We start from the raw sequence: 22,690 nt of genomic DNA on the forward strand, positions 1-22,690 counted from the left end.
AAAATAAAAAAGCGCCGTTCATCTGAACGGCGCTTTTTATATGAGATCTTTTTTCTTAGAAAGGTAAATCGTCGTGTTCTTCTTCATTGAAGTTTGTTGCCGGTTCAAAAGCATCAACAGGAGGCATGGTAGGCATCCCTTGAGCTGAAGCAGCCGGAGTTTCCGTTGCAACTCGTTCTATTCTCCAACCTTGGATAGAATTGAAATATTTAGTTTCACCTTGTGGATTAACCCATTCTCTACCTCTTAGGTTAATTGAAACTTTTACTAAATCACCGATGTTAAATTGATTTAGAATATCTGTCTTATCCTGAGTGAATTCAATCATGATATGTTGAGGATACTGCTCTTCAGTAGTCACAACTAATTCTCTTTTTTTAAAAGTGGCACTTATTTGTTGTACCGGATTAATTACTTTTACTTTCCCTGTTACTTCCATATATCTAAATAATTTATTTTTTTGCTAAAAGCACTTTCCATGCTTTCAGAACTTCATTTTCGTCTAATAATTTTTTTGCAAGCTGCATTTGTTTTAATTGATCGTCAGAACTTAAAGCAGCTTTTACCGAAAAATCCTCTTTTACAAAGATAGCAATTTCTTCTTCAGTTGGAATGGCTTCAATGTTACCTAATTTTCCCAGATCATTTCCGTTAAAAAAGTAGCTTTCTTTTATAAAGTCAGGAATGTTGTCAACGCCTATTCCTAAGGTTGTAAGGGGTTTTTCTACTTCAAACATTCCCATATTGGCTCTGGTGTACCAATTGCCTCCCATTCGAGCAACCAGATCAATTTTATGTTGATCTATTCCTCCGTTTTCATCTAAAACAGCTTCATCAATATGAATTTTAATCACTTCACAGATCACTAGATTTCCGGCGCCTCCTTCTTGACCTAAAGGAACGATCTCATTTACTTTGCATTCAAATTGAACCGGACTTTCAGCTACCCGGAATGGTTTTATAAGGTCTGAAGCTAACATAGTTAACCCAGATTTTTCAAATTCATTAACACCATCAGGATATTCTGTGCTGGAAAGAGACATTTGCTGTACAATATCGTAGTTTACAATATTGATTACAACTTCTTTTGTAGCTTCGCAGTTCGTTAAAGTGTGTTTTACCGTATTATTACGCACTCTTCTTGCCGGCGAAAAGACTAATATCGGCGGGTTAGAACTGAAAATATTAAAAAAGCTAAAAGGCGATAAATTAGGGGTTCCATTAGGATCAACCGTACTGGCAAAAGCAATAGGTCTCGGTCCTACGGCTCCTTGCAAATAGCCTTGCAGTTTAGCCGGAGAAACTTCTTTAGGATTTATGGTCAGCATGTTTTTTTAAATTTTTGACAAAGGTACTAAAATAAATAAAGTGCTAAAAAGCACTTTATTTAATAGAAAGCTCGATTTTTTCGATTATGTCATTTGAAGTACTATCGTCAAATTTTATTATTTCCTGGATTTTGTTATTTTCAATAAAATACGCAAAAGGTTTATTGTCTACTAACCCCAAACTTATTAGTTCTGATTTTCGATCTTTAGCGATTGTCTCTTCAAAACCAATAATTTTTTTAAATTCTAAGCTTTTTGTTTTATCATATGGAGAATAGATAAATAGGACTTTTTCATTTTCAAAATTGTTTTTAGAAAAGGCTATGATATCCTGAGTACATATTCCACAACCATAGCTAGGAATGATCACAACACATTTTTTGGAGGTAAGAAAAGAATCGGATTTTAGAAAATCAGTTAGAATTTTTTCTTCTCTACCGAATTTACTTTTTGAACAACCTATTAACAATATAATTAAGATCAGGTTAATTACTTTTATTTTCATTGATTAGTTCTAATTTAGTAAATAAAGTTTTATCATCATTTTTTACTTCAATGTATAAACCGTCCGGAGTTATAAAATAAGAAGATTGTAAATTTTGATTTTCGAATAGAGTCTCCCCAATTTTATTTAGATCCTTGTCTAAAATAATAATACTCATTTTTTGAGGAGTTTCTTTTTGTTGTACTAATGTTTTATTATCCATGTCAATGTCAATACCCGGTATGAAAAAACGATAGTAAACATTCCTGTATTTATCAAAGGCAATAAAAGTATAATAGGAATAAAAGCAGTAATTAAATATTGCTTCTTGCATAGATTGCGGTTGTTTTTCATAAGGTCTGAACTCTCTAAAATAGTCACTTTTAGCGTTTACTTTTTTAAAGTTTTTATGATCCAAATCGGTAACCCATAGTTCATCTGAATTTAGAGGAGAGTATAATATGTTTTTTCCATCATAACAATAAGAAAACTCAGGATTAAAAACTTTTGAACTAAGGTATTCTTTAGGGTAATAAAAATGTAAGTCTTCTATTTTATCTGATTCAAAATTATAGGTGTAAAAAATGGATTTATTCGTTAAATCATTAATAGTTTCGAAAGAGATTTCAGGAGAAAAATAAATTTTATTATTTTTATATATTATTTTTTTCCCTGTAGTCGAAGTCAGATTTGAAACAATATTTTCGTCAAATAAATAGGCTTTTTTTAAAATTTTAGCATTCAAATCAGTAATATATATAGTGTCATTAAAACTTCCCGTAGCAAAAAGGTTGTTTGTTTCGATATTAGTGAAAGAATTAATAGACTTTGAGAAACCATTGTTTTCTGAAAAAATCAGATTTTTGACTATTTTATTGCTTTTTAAATCAAAAAATAAAATTTCTTGTTCTCCACTTATTGTATTTCGTGTTAAATAGGTTAGATAATCTGTTCCGTTGGAATTAGAATAATCTAAATTAATGTGGAGATCGGCATAGTTTTCTACTACTGGTAAAATAATATTTTCATTGGTTATTTGAAGATAAGCTTGGCTCTTCTTTTCGCTACAACTATAAAAAATAATTGTAAGTAAACAAATATATAAATATTTATGCATTTTTTTTTATTAAAAAGAGCCTTTGATGGGCTCTGATATTAAACTATTTTACACATCCACCACCACATATCGGATAACTGGTAGTGATTGGCTTCCAGCAACAACTTCCGTATAACTGGGATTGTTGGTTTGATGCCGGGTCATACCCCTGATAACATCTACAGCCGGCAGCTGTCGGTGCTAATCTTGAAGTGCTTGCATCGTCATAAATAATTAAATCGCCATACTCACTAAAACCATATACAACACCGTCGCTATTTAATAGGTCTTGTGCAAAAAAATTGCATGTAATGAATGCAATTAAAACAATAAGAGTTTTTTTCATAATTGAAAAATTAAAGAATAATAATTCAAATGTATTAAAAAAAATATCATTTTGTACAACTTTTTGTAGTATTTGATTATTTCTTTTTTTTACTATTTTTACTAACAAATAGCTATTATGTATTTCACCGACAAACGAAATATTACCCGTTGGTTTATTATCTCAGCCTCTTTTTTTATCGTAGTTCTTATCGTCTGGAATACGTATAATTTCTTTCAGATTTTTAAAAATGAAGAGCGAGTGCGAATGGAACTTTGGGCTACAGCTCAAAAGACGTTGGCAAATGCTAATGAATATACCGATGTGGAATTGCCTTTTCAGGTAATCAGTAAAAATAATACGATCCCTATGATCGTTACGGATACTACTAACAGAATTATCAATTTCGATAATATTGAACTTTCAGATTCTAATGATACAATTGCGTTGCAAGGATACCTTAATCAGATGAAATCGGAGAATCAGCCGATAAAAATGGAACTTTCTGCGCAGAATTATCAATTGGTGTATTACGGTAATTCACCTTTGTTGAATAAACTGAAATATTACCCGATAGCTTTATTACTGATCATTTTTTTGTTTGGAGCTGTGGTCTATAATTTTTACCGGGCGACTAAAATGGCGAGCCAAAACAAACTTTGGGCAGGTATGGCTAAAGAAACTGCTCATCAAATCGGAACCCCATTATCCTCTTTGATCGGTTGGGTTGAAATATTGAAAACGGAAAATGTAGATAAAGATATCGTTGATGAAATTGAAAAAGATGTCGGGCGTTTACAAACAATAACGGATCGTTTTTCAAAAATAGGAAGCGAGCCGGTTTTAGAACGATTGGATGTTATTGCAGAAACTCAAATGTCATTTGAATATTTGAAGAGCAGAGCTTCCAAACAAGTGAAATTTAGCTTTGAGGCTCCCGATTATCCTGTTTTTGCCAATATTAATCCGGCACTACATAGCTGGACCATTGAAAATCTGGTTAAGAATGCTATAGATGCCATGAAAGGAAAAGGTGAACTTCATGTTGAAATAGAAGACCTGCCGAATCAGATTCACATAAAGGTTACAGATACGGGAAAAGGAATTCCTAAAAATCAATTTCAAAAGATATTTGAACCGGGTTTTACAACTAAAAAAAGAGGTTGGGGATTAGGATTGTCTCTTACGAAACGGATAGTGGAGGATTACCATAAAGGAAAAATAAAAGTAGTGCATTCAGAAATAGGAAAAGGAACGACAATACAGGTAAGTTTGAGAAAGAGTCAGATACAGTAAATTAAAAAAGCCCTGCATAACATAAATGCAAGGCTTTTTTGATATGATATTCTTTCTCGTAGTTTATAGATTAGCACTTATTTTAGCAGCTAAATCTTCAAACTCTTCTTTTGTTAAATTCACTTTGCGTTGAAAACGCATATCATCCATGTCATGCAGAGGAATTAAATGAACGTGTACGTGCGGGACTTCCAGACCTACTACGGCAACTCCAATACGTTTACAAGGAATGGTTTTCTCAAGAGCTAAGGCAACTTTTCTGGAAAAAGCCATTAATCCCATATAATGTTCTTCTTCCATATCAAAAATCTTATCCACTTCTTGTTTCGGGATACATAAGGTATGCCCCTGAGTATTGGGATTGATATCTAAAAAAGCTAAATAATTGTCGTCTTCTGCAACTTTATAGCACGGAATTTCACCGTTTATTATTTTAGTAAATATAGAAGCCATGTTTATACCAGTTAATTAATCTCGTGTGATTTCTAAAATCTCAAATTTTAAAGCTCCGTTAGGAACCTGAACTTCAGCGACCTCTCCGACTTTTTTGCCTAACAGGCCTTTTCCGATAGGTGAAGTTACGGAAATTTTACCGGTTTTCAAATCGGCTTCACTCTCCGCTACTAAAGTATATTTCATTTCCATACCGTTAGCCTGATTTTTGATCTTAACGGTAGAAAGCACTAAAACTTTAGAAACATCCAGTTGAGATTCATCAATTAAGCGGGCATTCGCTAAAAGCTCCTCCATTTTGGCAATTTTCATTTCAAGTAACCCTTGTGCCTCTTTAGCGGCATCATATTCTGCATTTTCAGACAGGTCACCTTTATCTCGTGCTTCTGCAATAGCATCAGAAGCTTTTGGACGTTCCACGCTTTTCAAATATTCTAACTCGTCTCTTAATTTTTTTAATCCTTCTGCTGTATAATAAGATACTTTACTCATAACGTCATGTTTATATAAATAGAAAGAATCCCATTGTGGGATTCCTTAACGCAAATATAGTGAATTTTTTAATATTAATGTTAATCTTAACGCAAGGCAAAAATATTTAATTTAAATTTGTTACATCAAAATGATTAATATTTTATTGTTTATGAAGAAGAGTGTGTTATTGCTGTTTGCTGTTTTTTCTGTATTGTCTTGTACTAAAGACAGTTTTAATAATTCCAACCCCTATTTACCGAATTATGGTTTTTCTACAACACTGAATTTATCACTTCCGCAATATAATACCCTTTTATATCCGGCTAATGCAGTTTATGTCTTTACCGGTTCAGAAGGAGTTAGAGGAATTTTTGTATTTAATACCGGTTCCGGTTATGTAGCTTTTGATGCGGCATGTCCTAATCAGGAATTGAGTAGTTGCTCAACTATGAGCTTAGATGGTATTAAAGCTATTTGCCCTTGCGATGATGCCGAATATAGTTTATTTACAGGGCAATCACAAGGAAAAGAATATCCGATGAAACAATATAGAGTTGAAGTCCTAGATCAATATAGTCTAAGAGTTTATAATTAATAAAAAAAGGCTGTTAATTAAACAGCCTTTTTTGTATTAACTCTTAAAATTTAAGTGTAACACCCACTAATCCGTTGATTCCGGCTTGCGGGTAATAGCCGGTACCTTCAATGGTACTTACACTTCCCGGATTAGACCAGTCATCGTCATAAGTATAGAAGTAGCCGTTAGAGCTATATTTTGAATTCAATAGGTTATTAATAAGCGCTGTAAAAACAATTGATTTTAATCCTTTGTTTATTTTCCACTCATAAACAGCATTGAAATCAAGCGTTCCGTAAGCCTTCAACGCTGAAGCTTCAGAATCAATATTTCCCATATATTGTTTTCCTACATATTTACCTAAAAGGCTTAATTGTAAATTCTGAAGAGGTAAATAGTTCAGAGCTCCTGCCGATACGATTTTCGGAGAAAAAGCAATAGTGGTATTGCCTAAGTTTTTTAATTCGCCATCACGTTGGAAATAAAAATCAATATTTCTGTTATCGCTTAAAGTGGCATTTGCCTGAACATTGAATTTGTCAGTGATTTTTACTACGGATTCCACTTCAGCTCCTAAACGGTAACTTTTTCCTGAATTGGTAAAAATAGGCGAACCGGTGTCACTTAAAGCACCTGTCATAACTAACTGGTCAAGGTAGTACATGAAAAATCCATTGGCTGATAGTTTGAACTTAGAACTATTGTGTTTCCAGCCTAATTCAAAATCGTATAGGCGTTCCGGTTTGATGTTTTCATCTTCGTAATCACTTCTTCTGGGTTCTTTATTGGCTACTCCGGCAAAACCGTAGAAAGCATTTTTAGTGTTTAATTGGTAGTTTAAGCCAACTTTAGGGTTGAAGAAGTGAAATGTGTCATTAACATCGGCAAATTTATAAGAAGTAGCCTGATAGCCCACGTAGCGGTATTGTAGGTCTATAAAAACATTTAATTTGTTAAATTGTTGTGAAGCTTTAGCGTAGAAATTGACATCGTCTTTGTTACCGTAATTGCTATAATAACGACCTAAATCAGGAATTTCATATTGAGTCCAGACAACATCTCCGTAATGTTTTCCTAGGTAACGATTCGCAGCTCCGCCAAGTAAAATATCCGTTTTAGCTGTTTTGTAATTAGCTGAAAAAGTAGCTCCGAAGAAGTCATTATCTAGCCATCTTTTTCGGATATAGTTCATTGAAGAGATGGTGTTCCCGTTTACAGTGATGTCATCTAATCCGAAGAAAGACAGGTAAGAATCGTCCTCAAATAAAATGTTGGAGTAGTAATAATTGTCTATGTATTCTTCGTAATACCCTTTTCCTTTCGTATAATGTAAGGCGGTATTAGAGGTCCACTTTTCAGTCCACTTTTCAGTCCAGTGTAATTGAAAGTGGTTCTGCCAATAATTATCTGTCTGGTCGTTGTAATATCCTGTAATTTCCCCGTTATCATTCATCATAATTCCGGAAACGTTAAATTTTCTGCCAAAATCAAAATTGGGATTAGTAGCACGCAACCCTTCCATTGCCGCAGTGTCCTGTCCCCACCAAGCCTGATAGGTTTTTTCTTTTCCGCCGAAAGCGATCAGTTTAATCAGAGTATTTTCTTTCACATAATTGGCATTGAAAAGGTAGCCGAACATATTAGAGGATCCACGATCTACATAACCGTCAGATTCAATTTGCGAGATACGTCCGTTCATTTCAAAATTGCCGTGTAACCCTGTTCCGAACGACAAAGTATGTTTTTGCGTGCCGAATGATCCTACTGAATTAGCGATCTCTGCATGTGCTTTTTCCTGATAACTTTTGGTTTGCATATTCAGACTGGCTCCGAAGGCTCCGGCTCCGTTTGTAGAAGTTCCGACACCTCTTTGTAGCTGAACACTTTCTAAAGAAGATGCAAAGTCAGGTAGGTCAACAAAAAAAGATCCTTGACTTTCGCTGTCGTTAAAAGGGATACCGTTAAGCGTTACATTGATCCGGGAACCGTCAGATCCGCGAACTCTCATAGCGGTGTAACCTACTCCGTTTCCGGCATCGGTCGTAGTAACTACCGACGGTAAATAATTTAATAAAATAGGAATGTCTTGTCCTAAGTTCTTTGATTCGATTTCTTCTTCAGAAACATTTGTAAAAGTAATCGGGTTTTTGTCTTTTGCTCTAACTGCTGATACCGTTACTTCTTTTAAATCGGTGACTTTTGTTGTGTCTTTTGCTCTTTCCTGTGAAAATGAAACAGAAGAAACAAGAACAGCAGTTAAACTCAAAAGAGTTTTTGGGTTTGTGACTTTGTGCTTGGCACTTTTTGTGAATAATAATTTCATCCGTAATTAAAATTTACGAATAAAAGGGGTAATTACTCTTAGGTTACTATTAAAAATTGATACTCTTGCTGGTTGCATAACGTGAAAAATGAGCTTGCGCGCCTGCACATTTTTCCATAAAATGTAAAAATACATTTTCTCAATGCTCAGCTTTCCCTAAACAGCATTACCTGTTCTAGGTTCTATGGGTATGATCTCAGCTCTTTATTTTGAGCACCCCTTTGAGACGACGCAAAGATATAATTCTTTCGCCTAAAGTTCCAAGTTTATAGGTCTAAAAGTTTGGCTTCTTTCGGTTTGCCTTAATTTCAGATGATTTCTTTTTTGATTGTAGTCTTTTTTCTTGGGCAGATCGGGGTGTTTTAGTCGCTTTTCTGACTTTAGGTCTCTTCATACTTTTGGATAATAATTCCCAAAAGCGCTGAGTAACAATTCCTTTGTTTTTAAGTTGGCTCCGGTCTTCGTCACAGGATAAAATTAAAATTCCTTCCTGAGATATTTTTGTAGTCAGTTTTTCATGAAGTAATGCTTTTTCTTCAGCAGTAAGTCCCGAAGAATTTGGAACATCAAAATTTAAAACGACTTTTGTAGCTACTTTATTTACATTCTGACCTCCGGCGCCACTGCTTCTTACAGCTTTGAATCGTAACTCCTTTTGAATGTATTCTTTATTCATTTTCAGGTTGGTGAGCCGGTTTCAACAAATCGTTGATTGTTTTTACCGGATTGAAAGTAACCAATGGAACCTCTACGAAAATTGAGATCCAGCCTGCCATGGCGCCATTCCATAAACCGGGTAATTCATATGACTTTATAGGTTTTCCGTCTTTGTTTTTTTCTACGATAAAGCCGGTGTTATGATCAACAAATTGGGTAAGGTCAAACTTTTCACCTTTATAGTTTTTGATCCCGCAAATAATATCCACCGGATTAAAATGAGTAGCTTGCTGTGCAATAGCAAGTTGTTTTGGGCTACTGAAATCAATTTGAGAACTTTCCACAATCTGAAGTGAAATTTCTCCTTCTTCATTTTTAATCCAGAAAGGTCCTCCGCCCGGTTCTCCTTCATTTTTTACCATTCCGCAAATACGGATAGGTCTGTTAAGGAAAGATTGTAGCGTTTCAACCTTGTATTGTGTCTGGTATTTATAAAAATCTTTAGGCAGAACAATATTTAACTTTTGAGTAGCAAAACCGGTAATCTCATTGATTAGTTCTTCTGAAACGGATTGGTTTTCTAATTCTTTCAGATAGTAAAAGGTTTGAGCTTGTAGTTCCAGCAATACGCCGCCAAGTACTTTTTTGTATTCAAAAATGGGAATGATATGGTTTTGTGAAACGTTGTCAATATTTTTAATAAAAATAACATCTGCCTCTAAATCATTCAGGTTTTTGATAAGTGCTCCGTGTCCGCCGGGTCTGAAAAACAGATTGTTGTTTTCATCTCGAAACGGGGTGTTTTCAGGAGTCACAGCAATAGTGTCGGTAGATTCGCACTGAAAAGAAAAAGAAGTATCAATGTCCGGATATTGATTGCAAACCGAATGGAAGCTAGTCAGGTGTTCTTTTGAAATCGTAAAGTGTACCTGAGCTTTTTCATCTTCTTTTTGATAAAAAAGAGTTTCTCTGAAATGCTCTTCAATCGGAGTCAGGTTTTTGTCTTCTTTTGCATGAAAAGGCAAAACGCCCTTTGCTTTACTGGCAAAATCAAATTCGTTTTTATCTAATAACGTTTTTATTAAGTAGTAATTCTTTTCGTCATTCTCCAGTTGAATAAAATCAGGGTAAAGTTCACGTACTCTCGTTTTTAAGTCTCTGTAAAACGGAAATCGTTTAAGTCCGACCAGAAAGACGGACAGCTCGGTACATCGGGTTCGGTTAATATAAGCATTAACGGTTTCATTTCCTCTTCGGAAGTCGTTCAGGAATTCCAATAGAAACTTGAACATTCTGCTGGCTGCTCCTGATGCCGGAACAAATTTTAGAATGTTTTTTTGATTTTTACTGGTATCGAAAAGAGTACTGTACTTTTGTCGGTCTTCTTTGGAAAGAATCCAGATTCCGGATTCCGGTGTAGCAGGCTTAACCAGATTTATTTTAGAAATTCCATAAATAAAATATTCTAATTGTTGGTTTATTTTTTCAATAGAGATGCCTTTTTGGTCAAGTAATTCTATATCTTTTGGGGTAAATAATTCTTCCATTCTTTATATGCATAAATTGCTATAATCGTGAAAACCAGATATTGTATACTTGTTAGCGTGTATCCTTTGCAATAATACAATGGAACCGAAATAAAATCACCAATGATCCACAAGATCCAGTTTTCTACCTTGCGTTTTGCCATGAGCCACATTCCGACGAAAAAAAGACCGGTTGTGAATGTGTCAACATAAGCCGTCCAATTCGTAAATTTATTAAATAAATTGTAAATGACAATAACAAAAATACAGGTTAATAGAAATATAACGATAGATTTGTGAAAATCAGTGCGGTTCATTTGACTAATAGGGTAATCGTATTCTTTATCGTGTTTTTGAGTCCATAGAAACCAACCGTAGATGCTCATAGTGGAATAATAGAAGTTGATAAGCATGTCTCCGATCAACCCCCATTGCCAGAGCAAGTAAACATATAGAACGGTACTGACCAGACCGGTGGGATAAACGCCTATATGATTTTTCTTGGCTAAAAAAACACTAAGTAAGCCAAAGAAGATAGCAATAACTTCTAAGATGATAGCTTCTGTAGAATAATAACGATAAGGTTCAAATAGTGTTTCAAACATCAAAAAAAGTATTATCATTTTCAAAAGCGGTACCGATAACGACCATGTCGGCTCCAGCGTTAAAAACTTCTTCAATAGCATTTTTGGAACGAATGCCACCTCCCACAATTAACGGAATATTAAGGGCGTCTTTGACTCTTCGTATCATTTCTATAGGAACGGCGTGTTTGGCACCGCTTCCGGCTTCCAGATAGATTAGTTTTTTACCTAAATATTCTCCCGCTTTTGCAGTTTGGGAAACATACTCTATATTCTCTCTGCTTAGCGGTAGTGTTTGACTGACCCTTGCAACGGCAGTTTCTTTACCGCTTTCGATCAGTAAATAGCCGGTTGGAATAACTTCTAGTCGGGTTTGCTCTAAATAAGGAACAGATCTTACCTGATGTTCAATTAAATAATCGGGATTTCTTCCCGAAAGTAAACTTAAAAAGAGAATGCCGTCTGCTTGTGCTGAGATTTGCTGAAATCCGCCCGGAAACAGCAAAACGGGTAAATCACAATGTTTTTTTAATCCGCTGATTAAATCGTCCAGATTTTGTCCGTCAAAAGTGCTGCCTCCCACAAGGATATGCGTTGCAGGCGATTTTTTTATTTGTGAAATCAGGTGAGGAACATGCTCTAAAGCAATTTTTTCAGGATCGATCAAAATGGCTAAAAGTTTCTTATTCTCTTCAGCAGATTGTATGATGTTTTGGTAAATACTCATTACTTATTTAGGTAAAGCGCATACAAAGATATAATCTTCTAACTGATAATATTGAATATCGAATTCTTCTTTTGTATTATTGAACCGAAGTTCTGCAGTACAGTTCGTTTCAGTAATGGAACAGAACGGGTTTTCAAAAATATGTTTGGGAAAACTAATTCCTTTCTCATTTTTAATCTTAAAAATAGACTCTTTTATTCCCCAGATGATCGTTGCTTTACGGATTTTATCCGGTTCCGACAGATCTTTCAGATGACTGATGTCCATAAAACGGGGCGCAATCTTTAAAATTTTAGGTTTTACAATTTCGATGTCTATTCCGATAGGTTTGCTTTTACTAATACAGATACTGGAGAAATCAAACGAATGAGAAATGGAAATATGAAGCTCTTCTTTTGTATTTTTTAAATGTGGTTTTCCGAATTCGTCGTAATACAGGTCAAAATCAGAATAACCGATGTGTTGCAACAACATTCTGACAGCTAAAAAACCTTTTTGATGGCTTTCAGATTTCATTTTTTCTAACCGGGCCAATGAGATGTCTTTCAATGTAACCTGTCTGAAAAGAACATTAAAATCTTCTGTTATTTCCCAAAAATAAGCAGTAGTGGTTTCGTTTATAACTATGGATTTGTAAAAGGACATGTATTATTCTGTTGTTTTTCAAATGCTTAACTAGTTAAACATTTCGCAAAATAAGCTAATTAATTTATGAAATAAAAAGGAAATGCTTAAATTTGCACTTTCTAATAAAAATAACAAATATACATAGATGAGTACAAAAACCATCCCTTATGTTCCTTACAAAGTTAAAGATATTTCTTTAGCTGCTTGGGGAAGAAAAGAAATTGAGTTAGCAGAAGCTGAAATGCCAGGATTAATGGCTTTACGTGCAGAATATGGAGAAAGTCAGCCATTAAAAGGAGCTCGTATTGCCGGTTGTTTGCACATGACCATTCAAACGGCAGTATTAATTGAAACCTTAGTTGCTTTAGGTGCTGATGTAACTTGGAGTTCATGTAATATTTTTTCAACACAAGACCATGCTGCTGCTGCAATCGCCGCTGCCGGAATTCCGGTTTATGCCTGGAAAGGTATGAATGAAGAAGAATTTGACTGGTGTATTGAACAAACGTTATTCTTCGGTGAAGAAAGACAACCGTTAAACATGATCTTAGACGATGGTGGTGACTTGACCAATATGGTTTTTGATAAATATCCTGAATTAATTAAAGGGATTAAAGGTTTATCAGAGGAAACTACAACGGGAGTTCACCGTTTGTATGAAAGAATGGAGAACGGAACATTACACATTCCGGCGATCAACGTAAACGATTCCGTTACCAAATCTAAATTTGATAACAAATATGGATGTAGAGAATCTGCGGTTGATGCTATTCGTCGTGCGACCGACGTTATGTTAGCAGGAAAAAGAGTAGTGGTTTGCGGATACGGTGATGTAGGAAAAGGTACTGCGGCTTCTTTCCGTGGAGCGGGTTCTATTGTGACGGTTACTGAAATTGATCCGATTTGTGCATTACAAGCGGCAATGGACGGTTACGAAGTAAAACGTTTAGAAACAGTTGTAGGAAATGCAGATGTTGTTATTACAACAACAGGGAATAAGGACATCGTAGTAGGTCGTCATTTCGAGGCAATGAAAGATAAAACCATCGTTTGTAACATCGGGCACTTTGATAATGAAATTGACATGGCTTGGTTAAACAAAAATCATGGTTCAACTAAGAATGAAATTAAACCTCAAGTTGATAAATATACTATTAACGGGAAAGATATCATTATCTTGGCTGAAGGACGTCTGGTAAATCTAGGTTGTGCTACAGGTCACCCAAGTTTTGTAATGAGTAATTCGTTTACTAATCAGACTTTAGCTCAAATTGAGTTATGGACAAACAGTGCCGCTTACGAAAACAAAGTATATATGTTGCCGAAGCATTTAGATGAAAAAGTAGCTAGACTACATTTAGAAAAAATTGGTGTAGAACTTGAAACTTTATCTGAAGAACAAGCTAAATATATCGGAGTAACGGTTGAAGGACCATTCAAACCAGAATATTACAGATATTAATAAGACTTCAGGAAAAATTTTAGATATCGAACCCCCTCACTCTGGTGAGGGGGTTTTCTTTTTACAAATTGACAGCTTGTTTTTGAAACATTTAGCATGTTTTTTGGACTAATGAAGTATCATCATCAAAAAACAAAATCATGCTTAAAAAATTCTTTCTTCTTTGTTCGGGAGCGGACAAAGATATTATGGCCACTTGTAGTAATGGCGAACAAAATAAATTTGTTGGTATAGGTGCTACTGTTTTCTTTACAGCAGTTATGGCTTTTCTTTCGGCGAGTTATGCGCTTTATACTGTTTTTGATAATTATTATAGTGCTGTTGCCTTCGGATTGGTTTGGAGTTTGCTAATCTTTAATCTGGATCGGTTTATTGTGTCAACGCTTCGTAAGCGGAACCATTGGCAAAGTGAATTGTTGCAGGCAACACCACGATTGGTTTTGGCGATTATTATTGCTATTGTAATTTCAAAGCCATTGGAACTTAAAATTTTCGAAAAAGAGATCAATACGGTTTTAGTAAAAGAACAAAATCAGTTGGCTCTGCAAAATAAAGAGCAAGTCGCTTCTTATTTTCAAAAGGATTTAGTACAAAATCAGCAACAGATAAATAGTCTGAAGTCTGAGATTGGTAAAAAGGAAAAAGAGGTAAATGAGTTGTATTCGGTTTATATTACAGAAGCAGAGGGAACTTCCGGAACTAAAAAGATGGGTAAGGGTCCGGTCTATAAAGAAAAGCGCGAAAAACACGATAGAGCCTTGCAAGAGTTAGATACGCTAAAGAATCGCAATGCAATAAAAATTAAAGCGTTAGAGAGTCAGGTAGAAGAATTGAAAAAAAACCAAGAAGCAAAAATTAAATCGGTTCAACCGGTACTTAAAGAGTATAATGGGATTATGGCCAGAATAGATGCTTTAGGGAAATTGTCTTTTTGGCCTTCGTTTTTTATTATGCTATTGTTTTTAGCGGTAGAAACAGCTCCGGTTCTGGTTAAAATGATGACAGCTAGAGGGGAATATGACTTTAAACTGGAAGATCAGGAAAATTCGGTGAAGCAAATTCTGGTACAATTTAAAGAGCAGCAGGAAGTTATTCAACAAGTTGAAAATGAAATTGAGGACAAATTGAAAAAAGAATTAGTTAATGATGCAGATTTATACGATGAAAAGCGAAAACATTGGGTTGGTGTTTTAAAAGATCAAGCCAAAGCATATACTCAAAAACAACAAAAAGTGATTAAGAATTTATAGTTTTGCAAAAAAGAGTTTTGTATTTCTTAACGTCAGCATTGTATTTTCCGCCGGTAGAAGAAGCTTCTATAGAAGGCATTGTGGCTATTGGTGGTGATTTATCTCCGGAGCGGCTTTTATTGGCTTATAAGAGCGGAATTTTTCCTTGGTTTGATGAAGACGAACCTATTTTGTGGTGGTCTCCTCCGGAACGTATGGTTTTGTTTTTTGAAGATCTTAAAATTTCCAAAAGTATGCGAAACGTGCTAAATCAAAATAAATTTAAAGTGACGTTCAATACGGCTTTTAGGGAAGTTATTACAAATTGTAAAAAGATAGTGCGTAAAGATCAGCCGGGAACTTGGATCACGGATGAGATGGTGGAAGCGTATTGTAAGCTTAATGAATTAGGTGTGGCAAAAAGTGTTGAGGTTTGGCAAGAAGGTGAGTTGGTCGGAGGTTTGTATGGTGTAGATTTAGGACATGTTTTTTGTGGTGAAAGTATGTTTTCAAAAGCATCTAATGCTAGCAAAGTGGCATTTATTCATTTGGCAAAGCAATTAGAACGTGCTAACTACAGAATTTTAGACTGCCAAGTATATAATGAACATTTAGCTTCTTTGGGTTGTGTAGAAATCGAGCGCGATGATTTTATGATGATTTTGAAGACTAATATCGATTAATTTCTCGTCCAGCAATCAGTAATATGATCGTTAACCATACCTGTGGCTTGCATGTGTGCATAAACTACTGTAGAGCCAACAAACTTGAATCCTCTTTTTTTAAGATCGTTACTTAATTTATCTGAAATTTCAGTTGTTGCCGGAACTTCAGACAAAGATTGCGGTTGATTGTCAATAGGGTTGCCGTCAACAAAGCCCCATATGTATTTAGAAAAGCTTCCGAATTCTTCCTGGACTTTTATAAAAGCTTGTGCATTAGTTACAGCTGCTCTTATTTTCAGTTTATTGCGAATGATTCCAGGGTTTTCACAGAGTGAAATTATTTTTTCTTCACTGAAATCGGCTACTTTTTGAACGTCAAAGGACTCAAAAGCTGTTCTGAAATTTTCTCTTTTAGCTAAAACGGTATACCAACTTAATCCGGCCTGAAAGGTTTCTAAAATCAGGAATTCAAAAATAGTAGGGTCATCGTAAACAGGTTTCCCCCATTCATTGTCGTGGTAATTGCGGTATAAATCATCTTTTTCGCACCAAGCGCATCTGTTTTTTGAAGTCATTTTAGTCATTAAGTTTAGGTAAGGTTCTAATGTACAAATCTTCTACTTTTTTTCTGGCCCAATCCGTTTTTCTGAGAAATTTCAGACTTGAGTTTATTGACGGGTCTACATTGAAACAACGTATCTGAATCAACTCGCCTAAGGTGTCAAATCCATAAAAGCCGACCAAAGTTTCAAGAATGACTTTTAGCGTTTTTCCGTGAAGAGGATTGTTTTCTTGCATAGTGTAAAAATAATAAAAAAACCTCAATCAAATTTTGATTGAGGTTTTTCATTTCTATCTTGTATCAAGATTTATTATCCTAAAGCAACTCTTCTGAAACCTGTAACAGTTAAACCACCGTCAACAGTTTTTACGTAAGCAGCAACACTCATAGAACCATCTTTAATGTAATCTTGGTTAACTAAAGTGTTGTCTTTGAAGAAACGGTTTAATTTCCCTTTAGCAATGTTGTCTAACATAGCTTCCGGTTTACCTTCTGCACGTAATTGATCTTTAGCGATCTCAATTTCTTTAGCAATTGTATCTGCATCAACACCTTCTTCGTTTAACGCGATAGGGTTCATAGCAGCAGCTTGCATAGCAACGTTTCTTGCAGCTTCTTCAGCACCTTCAACATTTGCTGATAAAGCAACTAAAGTAGCGATTTTGTTTCCTGCGTGGATGTAAGAACCTATGAAAGCTCCTTCTAATTTCTCGAAAGAACCGATTTCGATTTTCTCACCGATAACACCGGTTTGCTCAATTAATTTTTCAGCTACAGTAATACCACCGAAATCAGAAGCTAATAATTCTTCTTTAGTAGCATAATTTAAAGCCTGAGTAGCTAAATCAGTAGCTAATTTTACGAAACCTTCATTTTTACCTACGAAGTCAGTTTCACAGTTTAATGTAATTACAACACCAGCTGTTTTATCTGCATTTACAACAGCGATAGCAGCACCTTCAGTAGACTCTCTGTCAGAACGGTTAGCAGCAACTTTTTGACCTTTTTTTCTAAGGATTTCAATTGCTTTATCAAAATCACCTTCTGCTTCTACTAAAGCTTTTTTACAATCCATCATACCGGCACCGGTAGTCTGTCTCAATTTATTTACGTCTGCAGCAGTAATATTTGCCATAACTTGTTTTTGTTTTTAAATGTAAAAATTCCAAAACTCAAAAACCAAATTCCAATTTTAAATTATTATCAACTTTATGTTTCAAATAAGCTTTTCGGAATTTGGGATTTGTTTTGGAATTATTATGAATAATTATTCTTTGTTTGTTGTAGCTTCTTGTTTTGTATCAGCTTCTTTTGTTGCCTCTTCTTTTTCAGCTTTTCTGTCAGCTAAACCTTCGACGATAGCACCTGAAACTAATGAAAGAATTTTATCAATTGATTTAGAAGCGTCATCATTTGCAGGGATTACGAAATCGATCGGACGAGGATCAGAGTTAGTATCCACCATTGCAAAAACTGGAATGTTTAATTTTAATGCTTCTTTTACTGCGATATGTTCTGCTTTCACATCAACTACAAATAGAGCCGCAGGTAATCTAGTCATGTCTGAAATAGAACCTAAGTTTTTCTCTAATTTTGCACGTAAACGGTCAACTTGTAAACGCTCTTTTTTAGAAAGGGTGTTAAATGTTCCGTCTTTCTTCATTCTGTCAATCGAAGCCATTTTCTTAACGGCTTTACGAATCGTAACGAAGTTTGTTAACATACCACCTGGCCATCTTTCTGTGATGTATGGCATGTTACATGCACCTGCTTTTTCAGCAACGATGTCTTTTGCTTGTTTTTTGGTAGCAACGAAAAGTACTTTTCTACCTGAAGCAGCGATTTTTTTCAAAGCTTCATTAGCTTCTTCAATTTTAGCTGCAGTTTTGTATAAGTTAATGATATGGATGCCATTGCGCTCCATATAGATGTAAGGAGCCATGTTAGGATCCCATTTACGAGTCATGTGTCCAAAGTGAACACCAGCTTCTAATAACTCTTTAACGTCTATTTTGTTTGCCATTTTTGTAATAGTTTACGTTCCGTTGATTAGCAATGGACAAGTAGCGAATATCGGTCTTATCCATTTAGATGCTAAACTAATTCCCTTTTGAAAAGGAATAACGGCAACTGTGTTTTTAATTTCAATAATAAATGAACAAGAAATTGATTAACGTTTAGAGAACTGGAATCTCTTACGCGCTTTTTTCTGACCAAATTTCTTACGCTCAACCATACGAGGATCTCTTGTTAATAATCCTTCTGGTTTTAAAATAGCTCTGTTTTCAGCTTCTACTTCACACATTGCTCTGGCAATAGCCATACGTACAGCTTCTGCCTGACCAGTTGTTCCACCACCATAAACATTTATTTTAACGTCAAAGTTTCCTGCATTCTCAGTCATAGCTAAAGGTTGCATTACTTTGTACTGTAATGTTGGTGTAGGGAAGTAGTTAGCGAATTCTCTTTTGTTTACTGTGATGTTACCAGTACCTTCAGTAACATAAACACGAGCAACAGCGGTTTTTCTTCTACCGATTTTGTGAATAACTCCCATTACTTAAGATCGTTTAAGTTTACAGTTTTAGGTTGTTGAGCTTCATGTTTGTGCTCAGAACCTACATATACATTTAAATTACGGAATAACTGTGCTCCTAATTTGTTTTTAGGTAGCATTCCTTTTACAGCTTTTTCTACTAATACAGCAGGGTTTTTAGCCTGTTGTTCTCTAGCAGTTAAAGTTCTTTGACCACCCGGGTAACCTGTATGACGCATGTAAATTTTGTCAGTCAGTTTGTTACCGGTAAGGTTGATTTTTTCTGCGTTGATAACGATAACATTATCTCCACAGTCAACGTGCGGCGTATAACTTGGTTTGTATTTACCTCTTAATAGCATAGCTACTTTTGATGCAAAACGACCTAAGTTATGACCTTCAGCGTCTACAACAATCCACTGCTTGTCTGCAGTAGCTTTGTTAGCTGATACTGTCTTGTAGCTTAATGTGTTCACAATAATTAATTTTAATTAAACATTCCATTCCCAATTAAGGGAGTGCAAAAGTACAATTATTTAATATAAAAGCAAATAGTATTTTGATTTTTATTCTATTAGCAGTAAAAGAGTTGCTTTTTAAGGTAATTTACGTCTTGTCAATATTTTATATTATTATTGAGAAATATATAAATTTTATTAATTTTACTTTCTAATTTGACAATATGAAACCAAAAGCCACTTTAAAACAAATAGCAAAAGAATTAGGGGTGTCTGTTTCAACTGTTTCTAAAGCTTTAAATGATAGTCCGGAAATTAGTGAAGCAACAAAAGAAAAGATAAAGGAGTATGCTGCTTTTAAGAATTATAAGCCGAATAGTATTGCTAAGAATTTAAAAAATCAGCGAACGAATACTTTAGGGGTTATTTTGCCGAATATCTTAAATCCGTTTTTTGCTAAAGTTTTTTCGGGTATCGAGAAAAAGGCAATTGAGCTTGGTTATAATGTGATTACAGGGATTTCGAATGAATCTTGTCAAAAGGAAAAACAGGTGATCGAAATGCTGAACAACGGTACGATTGATGGCTTTATACTTTCGGTTGCCGAAGAGACACAGGCATTAAAAGATTATGACCATCTAAATAATGTTATCAAATGGGGAACGCCTATTGTAATGTTTGACCGTGTTGTGGATGAAGTGGTTTGTGATAAAGTTGTTGTGGATGATTTTGATTCGGCTTTTGATGCAGCACAACATTTGATTAAAACCGGATGTAAAAGAATTGCAGTAATAACCACAATATCTAATTTAAGTGTCGGGCAACTTCGTCTGGATGGTTTTCAAAAAGCAATGGTTGAGGCTCAGATGGAAGACCAAATGGTGGTATTGTCGGAAAGTGATATTGATACGTTTAACGAGAAGCTTAAAGAATTAATAGATGCAAAGACCATAGACGGGATTTTTGCTTTAGACGAACATGCTGCTACTATGGCAATGAAGTTGGCCATAAAAGCGGGTTATAAAATTACGGAAGAATTATCTATAATAGGCTTTGCCGATGGTGTTTGGTCAAAGAGATTGACGCCGAGTATGTCTACTGTGAGTCAGCATGCACCTGAAATAGGTGAGAAAACGGCAGAATTGTTAATAGAACGTATTAATAACGAGGACGAATATTACCGATACAATACGTATACGATTAAAACGGAATTAAGGCAACGGGAATCGACCCGTAAATTAGGATAATTCACGGTCTTGTCTTTTTCGGTCATCTCGCCAGGTAATGTACCCCAGAGTGGCGTTGAACAGATAGAATACGTATTTAGTGGTGTTGGCAATATTAAGTAACATTAAGTTCTGTACAATTTTAAACAGATTGTATACTTGCCAGGTAACCCAATTGTCCGGATACATTCTTCCTAAATTAAATGTACCGCCAAAACTGATTCCTGCGGGAATAGTAATGGCAAAAAAGAGTTGCCAGTTAATTGAACCTTCAGATAAATAATAGAAGGCAATGAAATTAAGGACGAACGAAAGCGTTAACCCTAAAGCCATATTTCGAAAGAAGATCAGATCAATATGATTTAAAAACCTTTTCTTTTTCCAGATCCTGAAAGCAATATAATTTCCGATGAAAGATACCGGATAGGTTAAAATGGCTCCGACATTCCCTAATAAAAAGTCAATAGTTCCGCTTAGAACAGTATTACAGGTGCCTATCAGGTTACCGAAATTATTCTTTTTAGTGACTAAACGGGTCGCCATCATGGAAAAACAAGTATTTAAAATAGAGAAATAGCCTAAGTAAAAAACGTATGTTTTTCCTTTGAAATGAAAATTGTAAACGGTTTTGTAATATTCCAGATAGACAGACACAGACACAACAATAGCGACTCCTATAATGTCCAGGTATTGACTGTTAGTAATTCTTTTAACTAAGGTTAAAAGGGGAGAATTGGCTATTGCAGTGTCGTTTTGCATTATTCTTTACTGAAATTGAATTTCATTCCTCCTTGTTTTAAAATTAAGGAATTATCGCCAAAGTCTATTTCGATTCCGGCTGCTGCAAAGATAAATGTTTTTTCGTCTCGGAGCGTTAGCGGAAAGGCTGATTGTCCGGTTGCCTGGGCCATTAATTCCTCATTTTTTTCGAAAACAGTTAATTTTAAAGGGATTTCGTTTGAGCTATAAGTGCCGGAATATTTTGCAATTAATTCAGGATTGATTTTTTCGAAACTTGGGAAAGGGAAAGGGAGCTTGTAATAGATGCTTAGAATGCCGATCATCATATCATTCAGACTATAATTGCTTCCGTTTGATATTAGTGAAACAGAGAGTTTCTCATTAGGATTATATCCCATAGTAGCGTTAAAATTCTCTATTCTTCCGTTATGCCCGAAAAATTTTCTGTCACCGAAAGGAAATTGATAGAGTGCCATGCCATAACCGTCTTTCATCTCAGTCATTTCCTCTATGGATTTAGGTTTTAGTAGTTTGCCTTCAAAAAGAGCATTTAAAAAGCGGGTCAGGTCGGCAGGGTTTGAAATAATTCCACCGGAAGAGAAGGCAACGTCGTTGTTCCATTCGGGGTATAGTTTCCATTCGCCGTCATAAGAATAAGAATAGCTTTCTTTGTTCCTGGTATCCGTTGTATCAGGTTTGTAGTAGGTGCTTTTTAAGTCTGCTTTTTTAACGATTCGTTCTTCCAGATTTTCCGCAAATGATTTTTTAGTGATCTTTTCAATAATTCCACCTAACAGAAAGTAGTTTGAGTTGCTGTATTCGAATTGGCTCCCCGGATTAAAACGCGAATCGTATTTTGCAATCTTTTGATAAATAGTCTCTTTAAGATTCAATGTTTTCAATTCTTTTGATGTTATACTGTCGTGGTTAACAAAGTCCGGTATTCCGGTTCTTTGGTATAATAGGTCGGCAACGGAAATGCTGTCGGCTTTCTTAACTTTCGGAAAGAATTTGGTGAGTTTACTTTCTAAACGTAATTTTTTCTCTTCGATTAATTGCATGATCATTACAGCAGTAAAGGTCTTACTGATAGATCCGATTTTATAGGTAGTTAATCGATCTGCTGTAATTTTATTTTCAACATCGGAGAATCCGTAAGCTTTGCTGAAAACAACATTTTCACCTTCTCGGATGCAAAGACTGCCCATAAATTTGTTGTTTTCATATAGATAAGTAAGGTACTGATCCATTTTTTCAAAACGATCTTGACCGGATACTATTATTGAAAAGCTTAATGCAATTAGAAAAATCAGTTTTTTCATTTTTTCGGAAAT

The 22,690-nt window shown here is 35.1% G+C and carries 27 protein-coding genes and 1 riboswitch; of the genes, 6 read left to right on the top strand and 21 right to left on the bottom strand.

The genetic code is table 11. The annotated features are described in order from the left end of the window. Positions 1–55 precede the first annotated feature (55 nt). From NHF50_RS08450 to NHF50_RS08470, 5 genes are read right to left on the bottom strand one after another with little or no spacing between them, the layout of a single operon-like run. Positions 56–439: a DUF3127 domain-containing protein gene (locus NHF50_RS08450; protein WP_109569289.1), complete on the bottom strand. Its 384-nt coding sequence runs from the start codon at positions 437–439 to the stop codon at positions 56–58. A 13-nt stretch (positions 440–452) separates the two neighbouring features. After that, the gene (locus NHF50_RS08455; protein ID WP_252775776.1) at positions 453–1,328 is read right to left on the bottom strand and encodes a flavin reductase family protein; all 876 of its coding nucleotides are present in this window, start codon (positions 1,326–1,328) and stop codon (positions 453–455) included. Positions 1,329–1,383: 55 nt separating this feature from the next. Beyond that, on the bottom strand, positions 1,384–1,833 hold the full coding sequence (locus tag NHF50_RS08460) for a hypothetical protein (protein WP_252775779.1): 450 nt from the start codon (positions 1,831–1,833) through the stop codon (positions 1,384–1,386). Next, positions 1,814–2,929, bottom strand: coding sequence for a DUF4221 family protein (locus tag NHF50_RS08465; RefSeq protein WP_252775781.1), 1,116 nt, complete (start codon positions 2,927–2,929; stop codon positions 1,814–1,816). The genes NHF50_RS08460 and NHF50_RS08465 overlap by 20 nt, the downstream gene beginning before the upstream one ends. A gap of 43 nt (positions 2,930–2,972) precedes the next feature. Next, entirely contained in the window at positions 2,973–3,254 is a 282-nt protein-coding gene (locus NHF50_RS08470; protein WP_252775783.1) for a hypothetical protein, read from the bottom strand. A gap of 117 nt (positions 3,255–3,371) precedes the next feature. On the opposite strand from NHF50_RS08470, the gene NHF50_RS08475 reads away from it, so the two are divergent. Further along, positions 3,372–4,529, top strand: coding sequence for a PAS domain-containing sensor histidine kinase (locus NHF50_RS08475; protein WP_252775785.1), 1,158 nt, complete (start codon positions 3,372–3,374; stop codon positions 4,527–4,529). A gap of 63 nt (positions 4,530–4,592) precedes the next feature. Here the strand turns inward: NHF50_RS08475 and NHF50_RS08480 are convergent, their stop codons facing one another. Together NHF50_RS08480 and greA are read right to left on the bottom strand one after the other, a co-directional pair. Then, the gene (locus tag NHF50_RS08480; protein WP_109569291.1) at positions 4,593–4,982 is read right to left on the bottom strand and encodes an HIT family protein; all 390 of its coding nucleotides are present in this window, start codon (positions 4,980–4,982) and stop codon (positions 4,593–4,595) included. A gap of 15 nt (positions 4,983–4,997) precedes the next feature. Next, the gene (gene greA / locus NHF50_RS08485; RefSeq protein WP_109570642.1) at positions 4,998–5,474 is read right to left on the bottom strand and encodes a transcription elongation factor GreA; all 477 of its coding nucleotides are present in this window, start codon (positions 5,472–5,474) and stop codon (positions 4,998–5,000) included. 151 nt (positions 5,475–5,625) lie between these two features. Between greA and NHF50_RS08490 the strand changes: the two genes are divergently transcribed. Beyond that, a complete protein-coding gene (locus tag NHF50_RS08490) occupies positions 5,626–6,051 on the top strand; it encodes a hypothetical protein (RefSeq protein ID WP_109569292.1) in 426 nt (141 codons plus the stop codon). A 43-nt stretch (positions 6,052–6,094) separates the two neighbouring features. On the opposite strand, the gene NHF50_RS08495 is transcribed toward NHF50_RS08490, so the two are convergent. The 6 genes from NHF50_RS08495 to NHF50_RS08520 form a co-directional block, all read right to left on the bottom strand. Then, the gene (locus tag NHF50_RS08495) at positions 6,095–8,356 is read right to left on the bottom strand and encodes a TonB-dependent receptor (protein WP_252775787.1); all 2,262 of its coding nucleotides are present in this window, start codon (positions 8,354–8,356) and stop codon (positions 6,095–6,097) included. 133 nt (positions 8,357–8,489) lie between these two features. Next, positions 8,490–8,587: riboswitch (TPP riboswitch) on the bottom strand. 43 nt (positions 8,588–8,630) lie between these two features. Further along, complete coding sequence (gene arfB / locus NHF50_RS08500) at positions 8,631–9,032, bottom strand: alternative ribosome rescue aminoacyl-tRNA hydrolase ArfB (RefSeq protein ID WP_109569294.1); 402 nt, start codon at positions 9,030–9,032, stop codon at positions 8,631–8,633. Next, positions 9,025–10,560, bottom strand: coding sequence for a DUF4301 family protein (locus NHF50_RS08505; protein ID WP_252775789.1), 1,536 nt, complete (start codon positions 10,558–10,560; stop codon positions 9,025–9,027). The genes arfB and NHF50_RS08505 overlap by 8 nt, the downstream gene beginning before the upstream one ends. Continuing rightward, positions 10,530–11,144 (bottom strand): nicotinamide riboside transporter PnuC, encoded by a 615-nt coding sequence (pnuC, locus tag NHF50_RS08510; RefSeq protein WP_109570643.1) that lies wholly within the window; start codon positions 11,142–11,144, stop codon positions 10,530–10,532. Before pnuC ends, NHF50_RS08505 begins: the two co-directional genes overlap by 31 nt. Continuing rightward, entirely contained in the window at positions 11,137–11,850 is a 714-nt protein-coding gene (locus tag NHF50_RS08515; RefSeq protein WP_252775791.1) for a geranylgeranylglyceryl/heptaprenylglyceryl phosphate synthase, read from the bottom strand. The genes pnuC and NHF50_RS08515 overlap by 8 nt, the downstream gene beginning before the upstream one ends. 3 nt (positions 11,851–11,853) lie before the next feature. Then, positions 11,854–12,495, bottom strand: a complete 642-nt coding sequence (locus tag NHF50_RS08520; protein ID WP_252775794.1) for a 4'-phosphopantetheinyl transferase superfamily protein — start codon at positions 12,493–12,495, stop codon at positions 11,854–11,856. Between the two features lie 127 nt (positions 12,496–12,622). On the opposite strand from NHF50_RS08520, the gene ahcY reads away from it, so the two are divergent. The 3 genes from ahcY (at position 12,623) to aat (ending at position 15,851) form a co-directional block, all read left to right on the top strand. Further along, positions 12,623–13,939 (top strand): adenosylhomocysteinase, encoded by a 1,317-nt coding sequence (gene ahcY, locus NHF50_RS08525; protein ID WP_109569297.1) that lies wholly within the window; start codon positions 12,623–12,625, stop codon positions 13,937–13,939. 140 nt (positions 13,940–14,079) lie between these two features. Then, the gene (locus NHF50_RS08530; protein ID WP_252775796.1) at positions 14,080–15,189 is read left to right on the top strand and encodes a DUF4407 domain-containing protein; all 1,110 of its coding nucleotides are present in this window, start codon (positions 14,080–14,082) and stop codon (positions 15,187–15,189) included. Between the two features lie 17 nt (positions 15,190–15,206). Next, the gene (gene aat / locus NHF50_RS08535; protein WP_252777321.1) at positions 15,207–15,851 is read left to right on the top strand and encodes a leucyl/phenylalanyl-tRNA--protein transferase; all 645 of its coding nucleotides are present in this window, start codon (positions 15,207–15,209) and stop codon (positions 15,849–15,851) included. Here aat and NHF50_RS08540 read toward each other — a convergent pair. The 6 genes from NHF50_RS08540 to rplM all read right to left on the bottom strand — a co-directional run bounded on the left by NHF50_RS08540 (position 15,848) and on the right by rplM (position 19,407). Then, a complete protein-coding gene (locus NHF50_RS08540; RefSeq protein ID WP_252775798.1) occupies positions 15,848–16,408 on the bottom strand; it encodes a DNA-3-methyladenine glycosylase I in 561 nt (186 codons plus the stop codon). The genes aat and NHF50_RS08540 overlap by 4 nt on opposite strands. Before the next feature lies 1 nt (position 16,409). Beyond that, positions 16,410–16,631, bottom strand: coding sequence for a VF530 family DNA-binding protein (locus NHF50_RS08545; RefSeq protein WP_109569301.1), 222 nt, complete (start codon positions 16,629–16,631; stop codon positions 16,410–16,412). Between the two features lie 74 nt (positions 16,632–16,705). Next, positions 16,706–17,530 carry a translation elongation factor Ts gene (tsf, locus tag NHF50_RS08550; protein WP_109569302.1) on the bottom strand — a complete coding sequence of 275 codons (825 nt, stop codon included), beginning with the start codon at positions 17,528–17,530 and terminating at the stop codon, positions 16,706–16,708. 132 nt (positions 17,531–17,662) lie between these two features. Then, the gene (gene rpsB / locus NHF50_RS08555; RefSeq protein WP_109569303.1) at positions 17,663–18,418 is read right to left on the bottom strand and encodes a 30S ribosomal protein S2; all 756 of its coding nucleotides are present in this window, start codon (positions 18,416–18,418) and stop codon (positions 17,663–17,665) included. A gap of 147 nt (positions 18,419–18,565) precedes the next feature. After that, a complete protein-coding gene (gene rpsI, locus NHF50_RS08560; protein WP_109569304.1) occupies positions 18,566–18,952 on the bottom strand; it encodes a 30S ribosomal protein S9 in 387 nt (128 codons plus the stop codon). Next, on the bottom strand, positions 18,952–19,407 hold the full coding sequence (gene rplM / locus NHF50_RS08565) for a 50S ribosomal protein L13 (protein WP_109569305.1): 456 nt from the start codon (positions 19,405–19,407) through the stop codon (positions 18,952–18,954). The genes rpsI and rplM overlap by 1 nt, the downstream gene beginning before the upstream one ends. Positions 19,408–19,613: 206 nt before the next feature. On the opposite strand from rplM, the gene NHF50_RS08570 reads away from it, so the two are divergent. Next, positions 19,614–20,636: a LacI family DNA-binding transcriptional regulator gene (locus tag NHF50_RS08570; RefSeq protein WP_252775801.1), complete on the top strand. Its 1,023-nt coding sequence runs from the start codon at positions 19,614–19,616 to the stop codon at positions 20,634–20,636. Here NHF50_RS08570 and NHF50_RS08575 read toward each other — a convergent pair. Both NHF50_RS08575 and NHF50_RS08580 read right to left on the bottom strand, forming a co-directional pair. Next, complete coding sequence (locus NHF50_RS08575; RefSeq protein WP_109569307.1) at positions 20,628–21,374, bottom strand: nicotinamide mononucleotide transporter family protein; 747 nt, start codon at positions 21,372–21,374, stop codon at positions 20,628–20,630. The genes NHF50_RS08570 and NHF50_RS08575 overlap by 9 nt on opposite strands. Next, entirely contained in the window at positions 21,374–22,678 is a 1,305-nt protein-coding gene (locus NHF50_RS08580; protein WP_252775803.1) for a serine hydrolase, read from the bottom strand. The genes NHF50_RS08575 and NHF50_RS08580 overlap by 1 nt, the downstream gene beginning before the upstream one ends. Between the last annotated feature and the right edge of the window lie 12 nt (positions 22,679–22,690).

The organism is Flavobacterium sp. NRK F10 (genome assembly GCF_024054235.1).
Classification (GTDB): domain Bacteria; phylum Bacteroidota; class Bacteroidia; order Flavobacteriales; family Flavobacteriaceae; genus Flavobacterium; species Flavobacterium sediminis.